Consider the following 19861-nt stretch of genomic DNA (forward strand, 5'->3'; position numbering starts at 1 on the left):
TCCCCCAGGTGATGGAGCACTCTTTGCCGAACCTGGAGGCGGTCCTCCTCGTGGGAGGGCTCGGGACGCGCCTGCGGCCCCTGACCCTCGACTCGCCCAAGCACCTGCTGCCGACAGCCGGGGTGCCGTTCCTGGCACACCAACTGGCCCAGGCGCGCTCGTTCGGCGTCCGTCGCATCGTCTTCGCCACCTCCTACAAGGCCTCGATGTTCGAGCCCGTCTTCGGCGACGGCTCCGCGCTCGGGCTGGAGCTCGTCTACATGGAGGAGGAGAGCCCGCTGGGCACCGGCGGCGCGATCCGCAACGCCGCCGAGGCGCTGACGTGCGCCGACGACGCCCCGGTGCTGATCCTGAACGGCGACATCCTGTCCGGGCACGACGTCGGCGCCCAGGTCCGCGAGCACGTCTCGCGGCAGGCCGCCGTCACGCTCCACCTCACCGAGGTCGACGACCCGACCCGCTTCGGGTGCGTCCCCACCGACTCCACCGGCCGGGTCACCGCCTTCCTGGAGAAGACGCCCAACCCGGTCACCAACCGCATCAACGCCGGGTGCTACGTCTTCACCCGCTCGGTCATCGACACCATCCCGGCCGGTGAGGTCGTCTCCGTCGAGCGGCAGACCTTCCCCGGGCTGATCGAGTCGGGCGCGCTGGTGCTCGGCTACGCCGATCAGGCCTACTGGCTCGACGTGGGCACGCCCGCCGCGTTCGTGCGCGGCTCGGCCGACCTCGTCCTCGGCCGGCTCGCCTCACCGGCCCTGCCGGGGCCGGTCGGAGAGTCGCTGCTGCTGCCGGGCGCCGAGGTCTCGGCCGAGGCCAAGGTCGACGGCGGCACGACCGTCGCCGCGGGCGCGGTCGTCGAGGCCGGCGCCACCGTCACCGGCAGCGTGCTGCTCGAGGGCAGCGTCGTGGCCTCGGGCGCCACCGTCGTCGACTCCGTCGTGGGCAAGGGCGCCCGCGTCCGCTCCGGCGCCTCGGTGCGCGACGCCGTCGTGGGCGACAGGTCCGTCATCGGGGCGGGCAACGAGCTGCAGGCCGGGATCCGCGTCTGGCCGGACGTCACCCTGGACGACTGCTCCGTGCGCTGGTCGAGCGACATCTGACGCTAAAGTCACCCTCTATGCAGATCATCAAGGGCGCGGGGGAATGGGCTCATCCGGAAGCCGGTGACTGGGTCGAGCATCTCAAGGTGCCCGACCTGTCGATCGGCACGTACTGCATTCCCGCGGGCGGCGCCGACACGCAGAGCCCGCACACCGAGGACGAGATCTACGTGGTGACCACCGGCCGGGCCACGATCGTGACGCCGACCGGCCAGGAGCAGGTCGGCCCCGGTGCGGTGATCTTCGTCCCGGCGGGTGAGGAGCACCGTTTCGTCGACATCACCGAGGACCTGACCCTCCTGGTCGTGTTCGGCCCCGCGTACGGCTCGCGGGCCGGCGGCTGAGGCCTCAGCGGCGCACGATGTGCACGTGGGTCGCCGCCGCGGTGCTGACCTGCTCGGCCACGCGATAGTGGCTCGGCAGCGTGTCCAGGCCGTCGAAGAGCCGCTCGCCGGCGCCGACGAGGACCGGCGAGATCGTCAGCCGCATGTCGTCGACCAGCCCGGCGGCCAGATACTGACGGAGCGTCGCCGCGCCGCCCGCCAGGTGCACGTCCTTGCCGTCCGCCGCGGCCCTGGCCAGCTCCAGCACCTCGGCGGGCGAGCCGTCCACGAAGTGGAAGGCGTTGCCGCCCTCCAGCTCGAAGCTCGGGCGCGGGTGGTGGGTCATGACGAAGACGTCGTTGTGGTAGGGCGGGTTGTCGCCCCACCAGCCGGTCCACGACAGGTCCTCCCACGGCCCGCGTGAGGCGCTGAACATGTTCCTGCCCATGATCGTGGCGCCGAAGTGGCCGACGGCGCCCCTGACATACGCGTCGTCGGCGCTCTCCACGCCGCCCTCCAGGCCGTGGGTCTCGTGGAAGGCGCGCGTGCTGGTCATCCAGTCGTGCAGGCCGTCGGCCCCGTCGCCGAAGGGGGCGTCCTGCCGCTGGCCGATCCCGGCGGCGTAGCCGTCGAGGGAGATGGTGAAGGTGGAGACGATGAGCTTGGACATCGGATTCTTCCTCACGGTCGAAGGTGCCTTTCACCCCTTGGTCGGAGCCGTCGCCGCGTTCTCGACATCCATTAACGTGACAACGTGATGGAACGGATGTGGGTGCCGGAAGGGCCGCTCGACGTGGGCGGCATCCTGGGCCCGCACCAGCACGGCGGCGGCGATCCCACCTTCCGCCAGACGCCCGACGCCGCCGTCTGGCGCACGAGCCGCACTCCTCTGGGGCCCGGCACGCTGAGGATCACCGCGGGCGGGGGCACGGTCAGGGGGCAGGCCTGGGGCCCGGGAGCCGAGTGGCTGCTCGACACCCTGCCCGCCCTGCTCGGGGCCGACGACGATCCGGCGGGGTTCGTGGTCCATCACCCCCTGCTCAAGGAGGTCGTCAGGAGGCACAGGGTCCCGCGGATCGGGCGCTCGGGCAGGGTGATGGAGGCCCTGGTGCCCGCGGTGCTGGAGCAGAAGGTCGTGGGCCAGGAGGCCTGGCGGGCGTGGCGGTGGCTGCTGCGGCGGTACGGCGAGGCCGCGCCGGGACCGGCGCCCGAGGGCATGCGGGTGGTGCCGGAGGCCGCCGTGTGGAGGCGGATCCCGGCGTGGGACTGGCACCGGGCGGGCGCGGAAGCCGTACGGGCCAGGACCATCGCGACCGCCGCCTGGCACGCCGAGAAGCTGGAGGCGGCCAAGGACAGCGCCGAGGCCGACCGCCTGCTGCGGGCGCTGCCCGGCATCGGTGTCTGGACCTCGGCCGAGGTGCGGCAGCGCGCCTTCGGCGACCCCGACGCGGTGAGCATCGGCGACTTCCACCTGGCCAAGATCGTCGGCTTCGCGCTGACGGGCGAGAAGACCGATGACGCGGGGATGATGCGGCTGCTGGAGCCGTACGAAGGGCATCGTCACCGCGCCACGATCGTCATCGGGCTGAGCGGGCGGCGGCCCCCGGCCAGGGGGCCGCGCAACTCCGTCAGGGACTATCGCGCCTTCTAGCCGATCACCTGCCCGCGGCTGACGTTGACCACCGTCGCGGTCATCGCCCGCGCCTGGTCGGAGACCAGGAAGAGCGCCACGTCGGCGAACTCCGCCAGGGTGAGGTTCTCCCCGAGCAGGCTCTCGCCCGGCTGGTTCAGGAACTCCTCCAGGGGCACGCCCGCGCGCTGCGCGAACTCCGCCCAGATCGCCTTGGCGTGCGAGCCCGCGTAGGCGCTCTCGGAGATGCCGTTGGCGCGCAGGCACACCAGGCGCACGCCGCTGGGCCGCAGCTCGGCGGCCAGCTGGCACGACAGGTGCTCCACCGCGGCGCAGGCCGTGCCGAACCCGCCGGTCGGGGCGGCCGGCACCCCTGAGGCCGTGGCCGACAGGGTGAGGATCACCCCGCCGGGCCGCATGCGGCGGGCGGCGGCGGTGGCGGTCACGAAGGTGCTGCGCGTGTAGGCGGCGATCGGCACGGCGTACTCATCCGGGCTGAGCTCCAGGAGCGGGCGCCCTTGGAGGTGCGGCACGCCGATCGCGTTGGCCGAGATGTCGAAGGCGCCCAGCGCATCGGCGTGCGCCTCCACCGACGCCGGGTCGAGCGCGTCGACCTCGGCCGCCCCTGCCGCGCCGATCTCCGCCGCCAGCTTGCCCAGATCGCGCCCGGCCAGGTGCACCTCGGCGCCCGCCCGCACGAAGGCCCGCGCGAGCGTGCCGCCCAGGGCGCCGCCCGCGCCGTAGACCACGGCTGTCTTTCCCTTGAGAATCATCGATTCCTCCTTCTGGAGCACCGACGAATCAGCCGTCCCCGGAATCGACACCGGCGAGCATCTTTCGCAGGTGTCGTCGCTCGACCTCGGTGGGCGCCAGCTCCAGGGCCTCGCGGTAGGCCGCCGCTGCCTCGGCCGTCCGCCCCAGCCGCCGCAGGAAGTCGGCCCGTACGGCGGGCAGCAGGTGATAGCCCGGCAGCGACAGCCGCTCGACGGCGGCCAGGCCCGCCCCCGGCCCGTCGGCCATGCCGATCGCGACCGCCCGGTTCAGCTCCACCACCGGCGACGGCACGAGCTTGGCGAGGTGGCCGTAGAGGCCGGCGATCTGCGGCCAGTCCGGCCCGCCCGGTTCCACGTGGCAGGCGGCGATGGCGGCCTGCACCTGGTAGGGCCCCGGTTTCCTCCTGCGCAGGGCCGATTCCAGCAGGGCGCGCCCCTCGGCGATCAGCTCGGGGTTCCAGCGGCCGCGGTCCTGCTCATCGAGCGTCACCAGCTCGCCGCCCGCGTCGAGCCTGGCCGGCCGCCTGGCCTCGTGCAGCAGCATGAGCGCCAGGAGCCCGAGCGCCTCCGGCTCGTCGGGCATGAGCCGGGCCAGCATGCGCCCCAGCCTGATCGCCTCGCCGCTCAGCCCCGCCTCGACGACGGAGTACCCCTGGTTGAACAGCAGGTAGATGACGGCCAGCACGGCCGCGGTGCGCTCGGGCAACTGGTGATCGGGCGGCACGCGGTAGGGGATGCCGGCGTTGCGGATGCGGCGCTTGGCACGGACCAGGCGCTGCGCCATCGTCGGCTCGGGCACCAGGAAGGCCCTGGCCAGCTCGGCGGTGCCCAGGCCGAGCAGGGTGCGCAGGGTGAGGGCCACCTGGGCGTCCAGCGACAGCGCCGGGTGGCAGCAGGTGAAGATCAGGCTGAGCAGATCGGTGTCCGGTTCGTGTTCCCGGCTGGTCATCGCCGCCTCCCGCAGCTTGGCCGCGCCGACCACCTCCCGGCGCATCAGATCCTTGGCCCGGTTGCGGGCCACCGTGGTCAGCCACGCGCCCGGCCTGCTGGGCAGGCCGTCGCGCGGCCAGGTCTCCAGGGCGCGCATGCAGGCGTCCTGGAGGCACTCCTCGGCCAGGTCCCAGTCGCCCGTCAACCCGATCAGCGTGGCCAGGACCTGCGCGCGCTCGTCGCGGAAGACCTGCTCGATCACTCCCAGAACGGCCGCACCTCGATCACTCCGACCCGCGCGACCGGATGCGAGGCCGCGATCTCGATGGCCTCGTCGAGGTCGCGGCAGTCGAGCACGGCGAAGCCGGCGATCTGCTCCTTGCTCTCGGCGAAGGGCCCGTCGGCGATCAGGACGGCGTCGTCGCGCACCTGGACGCTGGTGGCGTCCTCGCTGCCGCGCAGCCGCGCGGCGGTCACCAGCACACCCCGCCGGCGCATCTCCCGCAGCCAGGCGCCGTGAGCGGGATCGGCGGCGACCTCCTCATCGGAGGGCAGCGCGGACTCCAGTCCCGCGATCATCATCAGATACCTCATACCCATACGACGAACGAGGGTTCCGGATATCGACAGGCCCTTCCCACCGACCTGGGTGCGGCGTCGGAACCCAGAGGGCCGTAATGTGCCCGTATGACTCTGGTCAGCGACACCGCCCTCCGCCGAGCCCTCGCCCGCGCGCGCGACGGGAAGGCCCTCGACGCCACCGAGGCGACCGTCCTCCTGCACGCCCGAGACGGGCACCTCGACACCCTGCTCGAGCACGCCTCCCGCGTGCGCGACGCCGGACTGCGGGACGTCGGGCGCGAGGGGATCATCACCTACAGCAAGAAGGTCTTCATCCCGTTGACCCGCCTGTGTCGCGACAAGTGCGGCTACTGCACGTTCGCCACCGCGCCGCACAAGCTGCCCAGCGCCTTCCTGAGCCCCGACGAGGTGCTGGAGATCGCCCGCCAGGGCGCGGCCATGGGCTGCAAGGAAGCCCTGTTCACCCTCGGCGACCGCCCCGAGGACCGCTGGCGCCAGGCCCGCGAGTGGCTCGACGCGCACGGATACGACGACACCCTGTCCTACGTCAGGGCCATGGCGATCAGGGTGCTGGAGGAGACCGGCCTGCTGCCGCACCTCAACCCCGGCGTCATGTCGTGGCGCGACCTGCAGCGCCTCAAGCCCGTCGCGCCGTCGATGGGGATGATGCTGGAGACGACCTCGCGCCGGCTGTTCGAGGAGAAGGGCGCGGCGCACTACGGCTCGCCCGACAAGGACCCCGCCGTGCGGCTGCGCGTCCTGGAGGACGCCGGGCGGGTCAACGTGCCCTTCACCACCGGCGTTCTCATCGGCATCGGCGAGACCGTCGAGGACCGCGCCGAGTCGATCTTCGCGATCCGCAAGGTCGCCCGGGAATACGGCGGCATCCAGGAGGTCATCGTCCAGAACTTCCGCGCCAAGCCCGACACGGCCATGCGCGGCATGCCGGACGCCGACCTCCAGGAGCTCGCCGCGACGATCGCGGTGACCCGCCTCGTGCTCGGCCCGCGCATGCGCGTGCAGGCGCCGCCGAACCTCGTCGACTCCGAGTACGACCTGATGATCAGGGCCGGGATCGACGACTGGGGCGGCGTCTCGCCGCTCACGCCCGACCACGTGAACCCCGAGCGCCCCTGGCCGCACATCGACGACCTGGCCGCCCGCACGGCGGAGGCCGGGTTCACGCTGCGCGAACGCCTGACGATCTACCCGGAGTACGTGCTGGCAGGGGAGCCGTGGCTCGACCCGCGCGTCGCCGGGCACGTGGCCGCCCTCGCCGACCCCGCCACCGGCCTGGCCAGGGACGTCGCACCCACCGGGCGGCCCTGGCAGGAGCCCGACGGCGGATTCGCCGCCTCCGGCCGCGTGGACCTGCACGTCGAGGTCGACACCGAGGGCCGCTCCGCCGACCGGCGCGACGACTTCGACTCCGTCTACGGCGACTGGGAGGCGCTCAAGGAGCGGCTCGACTCCTCCGGCCCCGCCGTCATCCTCGGCGAGGTTCGCCAGGCCCTGCGCAAGGCCGAGGCCGACCCCGCCTCCCTCAGCGACGCGGAGGCCGTGGCGCTGCTGAGCGCCGACGGCGAGGAACTGCGCGCCCTGACGAAGCTCGCCGACGAGCTGCGCAGGCAGGCCAAGGGCGACGACATCACCTACGTCGTCAACAGGAACATCAACTTCACCAACGTCTGCTACACCGGCTGCCGCTTCTGCGCCTTCGCCCAGCGCAGGACCGACGCCGACGCCTACACCCTCAGCCTCGACCAGGTGGCGGTCAGGGCCCAGGAAGCCTGGGACGCCGGGGCGACCGAGGTCTGCATGCAGGGCGGCATCCACCCCGACCTGCCCGGCACGGCCTACTTCGACATCGCCAGGGCGGTCAAGCAGCGGACCCCCGACATGCACGTGCACGCCTTCTCGCCGATGGAGGTCATCAACGGCGCGAGCCGTACGAACCTGTCCATCGAGGACTGGCTGCACGCCGCCAGGGAGGCGGGCGTCGACTCCCTGCCCGGAACCGCCGCCGAGATCCTCGACGACGACGTGCGGTGGGTGCTGACCAAGGGCAAGCTCCCGACCCGGGAGTGGATCGACGTGATCACCACCGCGCACAAGGTCGGCATCCCGACGACCTCGACGATGATGTACGGCCACGTCGACACCCACGAGCACTGGGTCAAGCACATCAGGCTGATCAGGAGCATCCAGGAGGAGACCGGCGGCTTCTCCGAGTTCGTGCTGCTGCCGTTCGTGCACCACAGCGCGCCGATCTACCTGGCGGGCATCGCCCGTCCCGGGCCCACGGCGCAGGAGAACCGCGCGGTGCACGCGCTGGCCCGCATCCTGCTGCACGGCGCGATCGACAACATCCAGTGCTCGTGGGTGAAGCTGCGCGACGCCCTGTGCCAGGAAGTGCTCGACGGCGGCGTCAACGACCTGGGCGGCACGCTGATGGAGGAGACCATCAGCCGCATGGCCGGATCCGAGAACGGCTCCTACAAGACGATCAGCGAGCTGCGCGCGATGGCCGCCGCCACGGGCCGCCCGGTACGGCAGCGCACGACGGAGTACGGCCGGCCCGATGCCGAACGGCTCAAGGCCGCCGAGGCGAGCGACGGCGTGTGCAAGTCTGTTCTGCGGGTGGTGCCGCTGTAACGAGTTCTCTATGCTCCGACGCAGGTTGTAAGCCACAGAAAGGTCAGTTGTGCGGCAAGGTCGACACCGCCCCTTGCTGACGCCCGAAGGCCGACGTCGCAAGGCGTTCTGGCGGGGTGTCACGGCAGGGCTCGGCGCTGTTGCGCTGATCGCGGCGACGCTGGTGGCGATCTCCGTCGCGGGCGAGCGCGGGTGCCTGGCGCGGGATCCGGTTCTGGTCAGCGTGGCCGCGGCGGTCGACGTGGCGCCCGCGGCGATGGAGGCCGCGGGCCGCTTCAACAGGACCAGGGCCGCGGCCGACGGCCGGTGCGTCCTGGTCCAGGTGAGCGAGCAGCCGCCGGCGCCGGTGCTGCGCACGCTGATCGGCGACCGTGCGGGCGTCGGGGAGCGCCCCGACGCCTGGATCCCTGACTCCTCGGCGTGGATCCGGCTGGCCGGGCTCCCCGGGGAGCCGGTGACCGTGGCCACCTCGCCGCTGGTCTTCGCCACCCGCTCGTCGCTGGCGGCCACGTTCGCGGTCAGCCGTACGGAGATGAACTGGCGCATGGTCTTCCCCGCGACGGTCCGCGGCAGGGTGGCGCCCAACGACGACGAGCCCGACATCGTGCGCGTGCCCGACCCGTCGCAGGCAGGCGCGGGCATCGCCACCGTCGCCGCGGCGCGTGACGTGGTCGGCCAGAGCCCCGACGCCGACAAGTCGCTGACGGCCTTCGTGCGCTGGGCGCAGGCCGGTTCGGCGCCCGACTACCGCACGCTGCTGGCGGGCATGGACAGCTCCTTCTGGAAGCGGCCCGTGGTGATCGTGCCCGAGCAGTCGGTCTGGTCGCACAACCTGCAGGCCGCCGCCGACCCCGTGGTCGCGCTGCACCCGCGCGAGGGCACCATCAACCTCGACTATCCCTACGCGGTCACCGCGAACGACGGGCCGGTCGCCGAGGGCGCCAGGTTGTTCGGCCAGTGGCTGCGGGGGAGCGAGGCGCAGGACATCGTGCGCCGCGCGGGCTTCCGGTCGGGCGACGGGAGCCTCGGGCCGATCTCGCCGGGGCCCCAGCTGCCCACCACCGAGCCGAAGCTGCGCGAGGCGGTCACGCCCACCGACCTCGACGAGGCGCTGGGAGCCTGGAGCCGGCTGGCCCCGCCGACGAACATGCTGGTGCTGGCCGACACCTCGCGCCACATGGCCGAGCCGCTGAAGGACAGCACCCGGCTGGGCGTGGCCATGGAGGCCGCCAAGCTGGGGCTGCCGCTGTTCCCCGACTCCACGCACATGGGCCTGTGGGAGTTCGACGAGGAGCACCACGAGCGCATCTCGCTGGGGCCGGTCAACGAGCCGGAGTTGGGCCAGACCGTGCGGCGCGGCAGCCTCATGGAGACGATCGCCGCGCTGAAGCCCCGCAAGAAGCGCGACAGCTCGCTCTACGAGGCGATCGCCGACGGCTTCCGCGAGATGGGCGAGCGATACTACGAGGGCATGAACAACACCCTGCTGGTCATCACCTCGGGCCGCGACGACGGGGGCTCGCGCAGCCGCCTGCTCGAGCGGCTGCGCGAGGAGTGGGACCCGGAACGGCCGATCCAGATCGTGCTGATCGCGTTCGGGACGGGCGTGGACCGCGACGGCCTGGGTGAGATCACCTCGGCCACCAACGGTTCCCTGCACGTGGCCCAGGAGCCGGGCGAGATCATCGACGTGTTCCTCGCCGCTCTCGCCCGGCGCCTTTGCCATCCGACCTGTCGTTAGACGCGTTCCCAGAGCGCGGGAACGTTGGGCGGCTCCCATCCGGCGATCGCGGTGTGAGCCTGGCGGCAGCGGTAGGTCGAGCCGTTGTAGGTCACGGTCGTGCCGGCGGCGTAGGTGGTCCCGGCCCGCCAGGTCCCACCCGGCGAGCTGGTCGGGGTGGGTGTCGGGGTGGGGGTGGGGCTCTGCGTGGCCGTGGGCGTCGGTGTCGGGCTGGGCTGCGGCCCGCCGCCGATGTTCAGGTCCAGGCAGGCGTAGAAGGCCATCGGGGTGTCGGCGACGTTCCAGATGGCCAGGACCTTCTGCCGGCCGCTGAAGCCGGAGAAGTTGACGGTGTGGCTGAAGCTCGCCGGAGGTTGCCTGCCTCCGTCGTTGAAGACCGCCACGCGCGTGCTGCCGATGTAGTACTCCCACGTGCTGGTGGAGTGGCGGGCGGTGATCTTCCAGGTCAGCGTGGCCGTGGTGCCGACGTTGGTCACCGGCCACGGCTTGCTGTCGTCGTTGAGCGGGGCCCAGCGGGAGTCACCCGCGTGGCAGTTGCGCTGGCCCTTGGGTCCCTCGACGCTCTGAGGTTCCCAGATGATGGGCCCGCAGTTGGCCACGCGCCCGGCGGCGCAGTGGTCCTGCCGGCTGGAGGGGTTGGTGATCCAGCCGTGCGCTTGCGCCGGACTGCTCGTCACGACGATGGAGGTCGCGATCCCCATGAGGACCGCGAAGAGTAACGTGAGTGCCTTTCTCATCGAGTATGGCTCCTCTACTTGGGGGGATGGCTCCAAAGTAAAGGAAAGTTTCCTAACGGTAAACGGGTTCTGACAGTTTCGGTCAGCCGCCGTGCCCGACTTCGATGACGCCCGCGGCATCGTCCATGGTCCAGCGCGAGTCGAGCCCCTCCATCGCGAGCTGCACGAGCACGTTCTGCACCGCCGCGCCCAGGGCCAGCAGCCGCGCGGGCGTGGGCTCGCCCTCCACCGAGGGAACGATCCGGTACGGCGAGGCGTCGCCGTCGACCGTGAAGCGCCACGCCTTCTCGCCCGTGGGGGAGGCGGCGGCGTCGGCGGCCAGGAGCGCCCGCCGCACCGCCTCGGGGTCGACGGGCCGGTCGGTGAACGACGTGACCGTACGGCGCGCGAAGACCACGTCGCGCGAGCCGTACCTGAACAGGTCCTCGTCGGCCGGGCGGACCAGCGGGCGCACGCCGGGCCCGTCGTCGTCGGTCACCAGGTGCGACAACCCGCGCACGATCGCCACCGGGACGTTGCCGAGCTTGCCCTTGACCAGCTCGGCCGCCGAGGCTATCTCGTCGGCCAGCGCGGTCACGGTGGCGCTCAGCGGATTGCCGTGCGTGTCGGCGCCGCCGCGGAAATCCTCCAGCGGGAGCACCCCTGCCGCGCCGATCGCCACGTCGGTCAGGCCGTGACGCCACGGGCGGCCGAAGGTGTCGGTGACGATGACGCCCACCCGCTTGCGCAGGCCCTTCCTGATCTGCCTGGCGGAGGCGTCGGGGTCTTCCGGCAGCAGCAGGATCGTGCCGGGCGCGGTGTTGGAGGCGTCGACGCCCGCCGCCGCCATGACGAAGCCGTGCCGGGTCTGGGAGATGATCGTGTCGCCGCGCCTGGCGACCACCCGCACGGTCTCCTCCATGATCGCGGCGGTGCGGTCGGGGGCCTGCCGCACGCGGCCCTCCGCCTTGCTCACGATCTTGGAGGTGACCACGACGATGTCGCCGTCGTCCAGATCGCCGATCAGGCTCGCGATGTCGTCGCCGGGACCGACCTCGGGGATCCCGTGGACCGGCAGGATCTCGATCATCGCGCCAGGTCCAGGGCGAGGTCGAGGGCCGCCCCGGCCAGGGCGCGAGTGGCGTCGGGGTCGCTCATGAGCAGCGGACGGGCCTGGACGGTCACACCGTCGAGGGCGACGCCCGCGTCCTCCTCGGCCACCAGCCAGCCGTCGAGCAGCGGCCTGCCGTACAGCTCCAGCACGGCCTGGGCGCTCGTCTCCACCCCGATCGCGGCCAGCGTGGCGTCGGCCATGCCGCGCACGGGCGCGCCGCCGATGATGGGGGAGACGCCGACCACCGTCTTGGCGGCGACCGCGTCGCGGATTCCGGGCACCTGGAGGATGGTGCCGACGCTGACCACCGGGTTCGACGGCGGCAGGATCACGACGTCGGCATCGGCGATCGCCTCCAGCACGCCGGGAGCGGGCCTGGCGGTGTCGACGCCGACCAGGGCGATCGACTCGGCGGGCACCGAGGCGCGCATGCTGACCCACCACTCCTGGAAGTGGATGGCCCGCTTGCCGCGCTCGTCGGTGATGACCACGTGGGTCTCGCACCGGTCGTCGCTCATCGGGATCAGCCGGACACCCGGCTGCCAGCGCGAGCACAGCGCCTCGGTGATCTGGCTCAGCGGGAAACCCGCCTCCAGCATCTGCGAGCGCACGATGTGGGTGGCGAAGTCGCGGTCGCCCAGGCCGAACCACTGCGGCTCGACGCCGTAGGCGGCCAGCTCCTCCTTGACGGCGTGCGTCTCCTTCTCGCGGCCCCAGCCCTGCTCCTCGTTGATGCCGCCGCCGAGGGTGTACATGACCGTGTCGAGGTCGGGGCAGACCCGCAGGCCGAACAGGGTGATGTCGTCGCCGGTGTTACCGATCACGGTGATCTCGGCGTCGGGGGCGGCGGCCTTGAGGCCTCGCAGGAAGCGGGCTCCGCCGATGCCGCCGGCCAGGGAGACGATACGCATGCCGTCCAGTGTGTCACCCCTGTCCTTGAGGTAAGGCTTCCCCTCCCGACACCCAGGTATAGGGGCATATTTGGCGAATTGTGATAGATGCGGTTGGTGGGTCGGCCGACGTCCGAGTGCCTTCTGTGGCAAACTCCACTCCGGACCAAAGGGTCCAAATGGGGGTGCTGTGAGTAGATCTGACATCAACCGGCTCCGAGAACCGGCGGCCTGGGTGGTCATCGGCTGGGCCGGTGTCAACATCCTGGGCGGGCTCGTCGAGTCGTTCATCGGAGACGCTCCCTCCTTCACAGACCGCGCGGCCGCCTACCTGTCGCCGCTCACCTCACCGCTCAGCACCGCACTGCTCTTCGGCGCGCTGCTGCTCGTCACCTCGTTCGGCGCGCCGCCGCTGCGAGCCAAGGTGATCCCCGCCGCCATCGCCGGCGAACTGGCCGCCTCAGCGCTGCTCGGCGGGCTCGGCGTACTGCTCACCCTCGGCGCTGCCGAAGGGTCGAGCGTGGTGTGGGCGCTGCTCAGCGGGGTGCTCGAGGTCGCGCTGATCGTGCTCGCGCTGCTCTACGTGCGGCCGATGGTGCTCGGCGGCAAGCCCGCAGGGCCGGTGTTCAGCTCGGCGCAGCCGTACACGCCGCCGACGGGGTTCGCACAGGAGGGCTTCGGCCAGCCCGCCTACGGCCAGCAGCCGGTGCCCCCTGGCTCCGGGGTGCAGCCGATTCCCGGGTCCGGGGTGCAGCCGATCCCGGGGGCGGGCGTGCAGCCGCAGTACGGCCAACAGCCGGTGCCTGGCGTCCAGCCGATGGCCGGGGTCCAGCCGATGGCCGGGGTCCAGCCGATGTCCGGCGTCCAGCCGTTGTCCGGGGCTCAGCCGGTGCCGGGCCAGCCGTTCGGCCAGCCCGCCTACGGTCAGCCCGCTCATGGTCAGCCCGCTCATGGCGCGCCTTCCTTCGGTCAGCCCGATATCGCGCAGCCCTCGTACGGCCAGCCCGATGTCCAGGCGGCTCCCATGCAGCCCTTCCCGGCGCCGCAGCTCTCGCCCGACCCCCTCCAGGCGCCCGAGCCCTCGGCCCCGAACACGCTGCCCGCGCTCCCCGCACCGATGCCTGGCGAGTACACGCCCCCGCCGTACGTGCCCGCCGACGCGCAGCCCTCGGTCTACCAGGGCGCCGACAGCATGCCGAACACCTACGCGCCCTCGCAGGGCGGCTACCAGCCCGCCGAGACCAGGCCCGACGTCTACCCGCCGGTCGAGGCCTATCAGCCGCCGGTCGAGGGATACCAGCCGGTCGAGGCCTATCAGCCGCCGGTCGAGGCCTACCAGCCGGTCGAGGGTTACCAGTCCGTCGACAGCCAGCCCGGCGGCTACCAGTCGTTCGACAGCCAGCCAGGCGGCGGCTACACCCCCGCCTACTCGGCCCCGTCGCTCCCCGGCTACATCCCCGCCGAGACGCGCCCGGAGTTGAGCCACCCCGCTCCCGAGCAGCCGTACTACAACCAGCCGCCCGCCTTCTCGCCCGCCTCCGCGGAGCAGCAGGGTGGCCAGCCGTTCACCGGCTTCTCCGGCCACGAGTTCGCGCAGCCGTACCAGCAGGAGCCCGAGCCCCCGGTCGACCCGCGCTCGCAGCAGCTGCTCGACGCCTACCAGCAGGCCGACTCCTACCAGGCGTCCTCAGGGGTTCACCAGCCGCTGAGGGTGCCCGACTACGGCGCTTCGGCTCCGCAGCAGGCGCAGCCGTACGACGACCCGTTCGGCCACCCGCAGCAGCCCACTCAGCAGCCCGCCCAGCAGCCCGCCCAGCAGGCGCCGCAGCCGTGGTCCGCCGAGCAGCCGCCGGCCGAGTCCACCGTGCGGCTCGACCCGTCGATGTACCGGGGCGACGCGCTGGCCTCGCCTCCTGGCTCTGCCGGAGACGACCCGATCGATCCCACTGCCATCTACACCCCAGATCCACGCAGGTAAGAGCCGGGCAAAGAGCGGCTAGAGAGAAGGTGAGCCACGGGCGGCAGTCAATCCCGCCCTGGTACGGTTCCGACCGCTGACAGCGTTGAACGAGTCAGGCCAACGCCATGGATAACGGCTTTGGCCGCATCGCAACCGCACAGGATGAGCACACCGGGGCGAGCTGGTCTTTCCCCGGATACCGGCATGCCGCTTGACGTCCCGTGCTGCACACGCGTGTAATTACAGCCATGTTGTTACGCCTCCGAGATGGGTAAGAGGGAGGCGGAATCATGGGGGGCTCCATTGCGGGCGGGCGGCAGGGAGGTGTGCAGTGGCCGATCTGGTCATCGCACCTGAGGACATGGACGGCGAGGAACTCGGGTGGCAGGAGCGTGCCTTGTGCGCGCAGACTGACCCCGAGGCCTTCTTCCCCGAAAAGGGAGGATCGACCAGAGAAGCGAAGAAGGTCTGTCGCGCCTGTGAGGTGCGTGCGGAGTGTCTTGAATACGCGTTGGAGCACGACGAGCGGTTCGGCATCTGGGGTGGGTTGTCCGAGCGTGAGCGTCGTAGGCTGAAGCGTCAGGCAGTCTGAACGACTTTTTCGAAAAAGGGTCACCTTCGGGTGGCCCTTTTTCGTGGGCCCGATGAGTGTCAGCGGCCGTCGTAGCCGGGGTCGACGGCGTCGGGCGACAGCCCGAGGAGCGTGGCCACCTGCTCGACGACCACGTCGTGGATCAGCGCCCCGAGCGTGTCGCGGTCGCGGGCGCGCGCCTCGAGCGGGCGGCGGTAGACCACGACGGCGGCGGGGTTGCGGCCACTGGCGGCGTCGGCGCGGCCGAACGGCACCGTCTCGGGGCCGGGACGGCCGGGACCGTCGCCCAGCTCCGACAGCGGCGGCACGTCCTCCACGGCGAACTCCACCGACGCCAGCTGCTTGCCCCACTGCGGGCGCAACCTGTCGACGGCGTCGAGCACCAGATCGTCGAAACGTTCGCTGCGGGAGCGCGCCATCGGCACCCACGAAGGAGCGAGCGGGCCGCGCAGGCCCCTGCCGTGCCGATCACGGCGGCGCGGGCTCACGGGCACTCGCTTGGCTGTGTCACGGCACCAGTCTACGAAAAGGCTGTGATAGGTGTCCGAATTGTGGCGACACGATCGGTAAGAGTGCTGAGGTAGTGGCGCCGGGGTCGCTTACCGGATACGGTCCCTCCGTGAGCCCCGTCCGCCGCTGTTCCCGCACTGCTTGCAGTCAGCCTGCCGTCTTCACGCTCACGTACGTGTACGCCGATTCGACCGCCGTGCTCGGCCCCCTGGCGACGTACGCGGAGCCACACTGCTATGACCTGTGCGCCGAACACGCCGAACGGCTGACAGCACCCCGCGGCTGGGAGGTCGTGCGCCTGCCGACCGACTCCTCCGCCCCCAGCACCGACGACCTCGAAGCGCTGGCCAACGCCGTGCGCGAAGCCGCCAGACCCGCCCCAGGCGGCACCGAACCCGTCGGCCAGGGCGTCGAGGTGAGCCGGCGTGGCCACCTGCGGGTGCTGCGGTCGGCGCAGCAGCAGCGAGACCGATAGGCTCGTCAGCGATACATGTAGTCGACACTGGGTGGAGCTGACGCGTGGGCGACCTCGCCAGGATCTTCAAGGCGTACGACGTTCGCGGCGTGGTGCCAGACGAGCTTGACGAGCCGACCGCCGAAGCCGTGGGAGCGGCGTTCGTCGAGGTGACCGGCGCGTCGTCGCTCGTCGTCGCGCGCGACATGCGGGTGTCGGGCAAGGCGCTCGTGGAGGCCTTCGTCAGGGGCGCGCTCTCACGCGGCGCCCACGTCATCGACGCCGGGCTCGGCTCCACCGACCTGCTCTACTACGCCAGCGGCAGCCTCGGCCTTCCCGGCGCGATGTTCACCGCCAGCCACAACCCGGCCCGCTACAACGGTCTGAAGATGTGTCACGCCGGAGCCGTGCCCGTGGGCTCCGACACCGGGCTCACCGCCATCCGCGACCGCGCCGCCGAACTCCTCGGCCCCTCGCTCAGCGAGCCGACAGGCGCTTCGCTCAGCGAGCCGACAGGCGCTTCGCTCAGCGAGCCGACAGGCGCTTCGCTCGGCGAGCCGACTGGCGCCTCGGTTGGCGAGCCGACCGGCACCCCTCTCGGCGAGCCGACAGGCACCATTGAGGAGCGCGACTTCCTGCCCGGATACGCCGACCATCTCAAGTCGCTCGTCGACCTGTCGGGCATCCGGCCGCTCAAGGTGGTCGTCGACGCGGGCAACGCGATGGGCGGACACACCGTGCCCGCCGTCTTCACCGGGCTGCCCCTCGACCTGGTGCCCCTCTACTTCGAGCTCGACGGCACCTTCCCCAACCACGAGGCCAACCCGCTGGAGCCCGACAACCTCCGCGACCTGCAGAAGGCCGTCATCGACCACGGGGCCGACCTCGGCCTGGCCTTCGACGGCGACGCCGACCGGTGCTGGGTCGTCGACGAGCGCGGCGAGTCCGTGTCGCCCTCGGCGATCACGGCGCTGGTGGCCACGCGCGAACTGGCCAAGCATCCCGGCAGCGTGATCATCCACAACCTGATCACCTCGCGTGCCGTACCCGAGATCGTCACCGAGCACGGCGGCCGGCCCGAGCGCACCCGCGTCGGCCACTCCTTCATCAAGGCCGAGATGGCCCGCACCGGCGCCGTCTTCGGGGGCGAGCACTCCGCTCACTACTATTTCCGTGACTTCTGGTTCGCCGACTCCGGCATGCTGGCCGCGCTCCACGTGCTGGCCGCGCTGGGGGAGCAGGACCGGCCGCTGTCGGAGCTGGTGGCGATCTACTCGCGCTACCACGCTTCGGGCGAGATCAACAGCACCGTCGCCGACGTCCCGGCCGCAATGGAGCTCGTACGGCAGGCGTTCGCCGGGAGGGGAGAGGTCGACGAGCTCGACGGGCTCACCGTCACCGGCCCCGGCTGGTGGTTCAACCTGCGCCCGTCCAACACCGAGCCGCTGCTGCGCCTGAACGCCGAGGCCGACGACGAGGCGACGATGACGACGATCCGTGACGAGGTACTTCGGAGGTTGGCTAAGTGAAGATCGACGACTGGCTGCTGGAGATTCTGGCCTGCCCGGCGTGCAAGTCCCCGCTGCGGGTCGAGTCCGAGGAGCTCGCCTGCACCTCGTGCGGCCTGATCTACCCCGTACGCGACGACATCCCCGTGCTGCTGGTCGATGAGGCCAGGAAGCCATCGTGATCTGGCAGGAACACCTGCTCGATGACCAGACCCACCTGGCGGAGACCGACCCGGGCGGCATGCTGCCCTCGGTCGCGAACGCCGCCGCTCACGTGCGCACCGCCTACCGCATCGCGCTCGAGAGCGGCGTCGACAAGCTCCAGGGCCGCCCGCGCGCCATCGTGGTCGTGGGCATGGGCGCTCCCGGGCTCGTCGGCGACATCCTGGCCACGGTCTGCGGCCCCGGCGCCCCGGTGCCCATCCTCACCGTCAGCGCCCATCGGCTGCCCGGCTGGGTCGGCGCCGCCGACCTGGTGATCGCCATCTCTGGCTCCGGCTTCGGCCGCGAGACCGTCGCGGTGGCCACCGAGGCCGTACGGCGCGGCTGTCACCTGCTCGCCGTCGGCCGTGCCGGCTCGCCGCTCGATGCCATCGCCAAGCAGGCGTCGGCGATGTTCGTCGCCGTGCCCACGCACGGGCCCTCGCGCTCCAACCTGTGGCTGCTGGCCATTCCCGCCATGGTCGCCCTGTCGTCGCTCGGCCTCATCCGCGCCGACGCCGACGACTACGAGCAGATGGCGGTGCTTCTCGAAGACATCGCCCACCGATGCCGGCCGAGTAGTGAATCGTTCGTCAATCCGGGTAAGACGCTCGCCATGGAACTGGCCGGGAACGTGCCGCTCATCTGGGGTTCCTCGGCGGTCGCCGCCGTGGCCGCCCATCGGATGGCCACCCAGCTCGGCAAGAACGCCAAATACCCCGCGCTGCACGGCGCCCTGTTCGACCAGGTCGCGACCTTCGACGGGCCCATGGCCGAGCGTGACATCTTCGCCGACGAGCCCGGCTTCTCCGTGCGCCTGGTGGTGCTGCGTGACCGCGACGAGGATCCGGAGCTCTCCCGCCGGCGCGTGTTGTCCATCCAGCTCGCCGAGGACCGCGGCGTCCCGGTCTCCGAGATCATGGCCGAGGGCGAGCACGCCATCCAGCGCCTGGCCACGCTGATCGAGCTGGTCGACTACGCCAGTGTGTATCTGGCCCTGGGTTATGGACTCGATCCGACCCCGGTTTCGGCCGTCGCGGAGCTCAAGTCCAGAATTTCCCAATAGGATCCCCTGGACGTGAAGACGATCAGATGAGTGGAGTGGACCAGTGAGTGCTGGTGGCGGGACAAAAGCGATCATCGCGGCCTTGCTGGCCAACATATCGATCGCCATAGCCAAATTCGTGGCGGCGGCCTTCACCGGCTCCTCCTCCATGCTGGCTGAAGGCATCCACTCGGTCGCCGACTCGGGCAACCAGGTCCTGCTGCTGGTCGGCGGCAAGCGGGCAAAGCGCTCCAGCACCAAGGAGCACCCGTTCGGCTACGGGCGCGAGCGTTACTTCTACGCCTTCATCGTCGCGGTCGTGCTCTTCGCCATCGGCGCCGTCTTCTCGATCTACGAAGGCATCCACAAGCTGACCAGCAAGGAGCCCCTGAACGACCCCTGGTGGGCCGTGGGCGTCCTGGTCTTCGCGATCGTGGCCGAGTCCTTCTCCTTCCGCACCGCGATCATCGAGTCCAACCACGTGCGCGGCAAGCAGTCGTGGGTGTCGTTCGTACGGCGCGCCAAGTCGCCCGAACTTCCCGTCATCCTTCTCGAAGACCTCGGCGCGCTCCTCGGCCTTGTCTTCGCCCTCTTCGGCGTGAGCATGGCCATGATCACCGGGGACGTGGTGTGGGACGCCGTCGGCACCCTCATGATCGGTGTCCTGCTCGCGATCATCGCCATCATCCTGGCCTTCGAGACCAAGTCGCTCCTCATCGGCGAAGGCGCCGACCCGACCACCGAAGACCAGATCCGCACCGCCCTCGAGAACGCGCCCGAGGTCGACCGCATCATCCACATGAAGACGCTGCACCTCGGGCCCGAGGAACTGCTCGTGGCCGCCAAGATCGCCGTCCAGCACGACGACACCGCGGCCGAGGTCGCGCGCGGCATCGACGAGGCGGAGCAGCGCATCCGTGAGGCGGTGCCGATCGCCCGGGTCATCTACCTGGAGCCCGACCTCGACCGCAGCGCCAAGCCCATCCCCTGACGGCTCGGTCCTCGCCGGTCGTGGGGGGGGGGGGGGGGGGGGGGGGGGGGGGGGGGGGGGGGGGGGGGGGGGGGGGGGGGGGGGGGGCCCCCCCCCCCCCCCCCCCGGGCGGCGGGGGGGGGGGGGGGCCCCGCCCCCCCCGT

Annotated in this window: 20 protein-coding genes; 12 read left to right on the plus strand and 8 right to left on the minus strand. The window is 71.4% G+C overall.

The window, feature by feature from the left end; all coding sequences use genetic code 11:
• Positions 1-11: 11 nt before the first annotated feature.
• Together ACIBH1_RS03175 and ACIBH1_RS03180 are read left to right on the plus strand one after the other, a co-directional pair.
• Positions 12-1103, plus strand: a complete 1092-nt coding sequence (locus ACIBH1_RS03175) for a sugar phosphate nucleotidyltransferase (protein ID WP_397311899.1) — start codon at positions 12-14, stop codon at positions 1101-1103.
• 17 nt (positions 1104-1120) lie between these two features.
• Positions 1121-1447, plus strand: coding sequence for a cupin domain-containing protein (locus ACIBH1_RS03180; RefSeq protein ID WP_397311900.1), 327 nt, complete (start codon positions 1121-1123; stop codon positions 1445-1447).
• Between the two features lie 4 nt (positions 1448-1451).
• On the opposite strand, the gene ACIBH1_RS03185 is transcribed toward ACIBH1_RS03180, so the two are convergent.
• Positions 1452-2096: a dihydrofolate reductase family protein gene (locus tag ACIBH1_RS03185; RefSeq protein ID WP_397311901.1), complete on the minus strand. Its 645-nt coding sequence runs from the start codon at positions 2094-2096 to the stop codon at positions 1452-1454.
• A gap of 87 nt (positions 2097-2183) precedes the next feature.
• Between ACIBH1_RS03185 and ACIBH1_RS03190 the strand changes: the two genes are divergently transcribed.
• Positions 2184-3077: a DNA-3-methyladenine glycosylase family protein gene (locus tag ACIBH1_RS03190; RefSeq protein WP_397312185.1), complete on the plus strand. Its 894-nt coding sequence runs from the start codon at positions 2184-2186 to the stop codon at positions 3075-3077.
• Here ACIBH1_RS03190 and ACIBH1_RS03195 read toward each other — a convergent pair.
• The 3 genes from ACIBH1_RS03195 to ACIBH1_RS03205 are packed head-to-tail and all read right to left on the minus strand — an operon-like array spanning position 3074 to position 5353.
• On the minus strand, positions 3074-3829 hold the full coding sequence (locus tag ACIBH1_RS03195) for an SDR family oxidoreductase (protein ID WP_397311902.1): 756 nt from the start codon (positions 3827-3829) through the stop codon (positions 3074-3076). The two genes, ACIBH1_RS03190 and ACIBH1_RS03195, sit on opposite strands and share 4 nt — an antisense overlap.
• A gap of 28 nt (positions 3830-3857) precedes the next feature.
• Positions 3858-5021, minus strand: a complete 1164-nt coding sequence (locus ACIBH1_RS03200) for an RNA polymerase sigma factor (RefSeq protein WP_397311903.1) — start codon at positions 5019-5021, stop codon at positions 3858-3860.
• Positions 5018-5353, minus strand: a complete 336-nt coding sequence (locus ACIBH1_RS03205; RefSeq protein ID WP_397311904.1) for a YciI family protein — start codon at positions 5351-5353, stop codon at positions 5018-5020. Before ACIBH1_RS03205 ends, ACIBH1_RS03200 begins: the two co-directional genes overlap by 4 nt.
• Positions 5354-5446: 93 nt before the next feature.
• Between ACIBH1_RS03205 and ACIBH1_RS03210 the strand changes: the two genes are divergently transcribed.
• Positions 5447-7996, plus strand: coding sequence for a bifunctional FO biosynthesis protein CofGH (locus ACIBH1_RS03210; protein WP_397311905.1), 2550 nt, complete (start codon positions 5447-5449; stop codon positions 7994-7996).
• A 73-nt stretch (positions 7997-8069) separates the two neighbouring features.
• Entirely contained in the window at positions 8070-9737 is a 1668-nt protein-coding gene (locus ACIBH1_RS03215; protein WP_397311906.1) for a substrate-binding and VWA domain-containing protein, read from the plus strand.
• Here the strand turns inward: ACIBH1_RS03215 and ACIBH1_RS03220 are convergent.
• From ACIBH1_RS03220 to cofD, 3 genes are all read right to left on the minus strand, one after another.
• Positions 9734-10474, minus strand: a complete 741-nt coding sequence (locus ACIBH1_RS03220) for a lytic polysaccharide monooxygenase (RefSeq protein WP_397311907.1) — start codon at positions 10472-10474, stop codon at positions 9734-9736. The genes ACIBH1_RS03215 and ACIBH1_RS03220 overlap by 4 nt on opposite strands.
• A gap of 82 nt (positions 10475-10556) precedes the next feature.
• Positions 10557-11543: a coenzyme F420-0:L-glutamate ligase gene (locus tag ACIBH1_RS03225; RefSeq protein WP_397311908.1), complete on the minus strand. Its 987-nt coding sequence runs from the start codon at positions 11541-11543 to the stop codon at positions 10557-10559.
• Entirely contained in the window at positions 11540-12478 is a 939-nt protein-coding gene (gene cofD, locus ACIBH1_RS03230) for a 2-phospho-L-lactate transferase (RefSeq protein ID WP_397311910.1), read from the minus strand. The genes ACIBH1_RS03225 and cofD overlap by 4 nt, the downstream gene beginning before the upstream one ends.
• Before the next feature lie 169 nt (positions 12479-12647).
• Here cofD and ACIBH1_RS03235 point away from each other — a divergent pair, with 169 nt between their 5' ends.
• Positions 12648-14435, plus strand: coding sequence for a hypothetical protein (locus ACIBH1_RS03235; protein WP_397311911.1), 1788 nt, complete (start codon positions 12648-12650; stop codon positions 14433-14435).
• A gap of 343 nt (positions 14436-14778) precedes the next feature.
• Entirely contained in the window at positions 14779-15009 is a 231-nt protein-coding gene (locus tag ACIBH1_RS03240) for a WhiB family transcriptional regulator (RefSeq protein WP_181612124.1), read from the plus strand.
• Between the two features lie 59 nt (positions 15010-15068).
• Here ACIBH1_RS03240 and ACIBH1_RS03245 read toward each other — a convergent pair whose 3' ends face one another.
• The gene (locus ACIBH1_RS03245) at positions 15069-15497 is read right to left on the minus strand and encodes a metallopeptidase family protein (RefSeq protein ID WP_312894514.1); all 429 of its coding nucleotides are present in this window, start codon (positions 15495-15497) and stop codon (positions 15069-15071) included.
• A gap of 131 nt (positions 15498-15628) precedes the next feature.
• On the opposite strand from ACIBH1_RS03245, the gene ACIBH1_RS03250 reads away from it, so the two are divergent.
• The 5 genes from ACIBH1_RS03250 to ACIBH1_RS03270 are packed head-to-tail and all read left to right on the plus strand — an operon-like array spanning position 15629 to position 19718.
• Positions 15629-15994, plus strand: a complete 366-nt coding sequence (locus ACIBH1_RS03250) for a DUF3499 domain-containing protein (protein ID WP_181611387.1) — start codon at positions 15629-15631, stop codon at positions 15992-15994.
• Positions 15995-16038: 44 nt separating this feature from the next.
• Complete coding sequence (manB, locus tag ACIBH1_RS03255) at positions 16039-17502, plus strand: phosphomannomutase/phosphoglucomutase (RefSeq protein ID WP_397311912.1); 1464 nt, start codon at positions 16039-16041, stop codon at positions 17500-17502.
• A complete protein-coding gene (locus ACIBH1_RS03260) occupies positions 17499-17663 on the plus strand; it encodes a Trm112 family protein (protein WP_397311913.1) in 165 nt (54 codons plus the stop codon). The genes manB and ACIBH1_RS03260 overlap by 4 nt, the downstream gene beginning before the upstream one ends.
• Positions 17660-18748 carry an SIS domain-containing protein gene (locus tag ACIBH1_RS03265; protein ID WP_397311914.1) on the plus strand — a complete coding sequence of 363 codons (1089 nt, stop codon included), beginning with the start codon at positions 17660-17662 and terminating at the stop codon, positions 18746-18748. Before ACIBH1_RS03260 ends, ACIBH1_RS03265 begins: the two co-directional genes overlap by 4 nt.
• Positions 18749-18791: 43 nt before the next feature.
• The gene (locus tag ACIBH1_RS03270) at positions 18792-19718 is read left to right on the plus strand and encodes a cation diffusion facilitator family transporter (RefSeq protein WP_397311915.1); all 927 of its coding nucleotides are present in this window, start codon (positions 18792-18794) and stop codon (positions 19716-19718) included.
• The last annotated feature ends 143 nt before the right edge of the window (positions 19719-19861 follow it).

This window comes from Nonomuraea sp. NPDC050663 (assembly GCF_044456985.1).
GTDB lineage: Bacteria > Actinomycetota > Actinomycetes > Streptosporangiales > Streptosporangiaceae > Nonomuraea.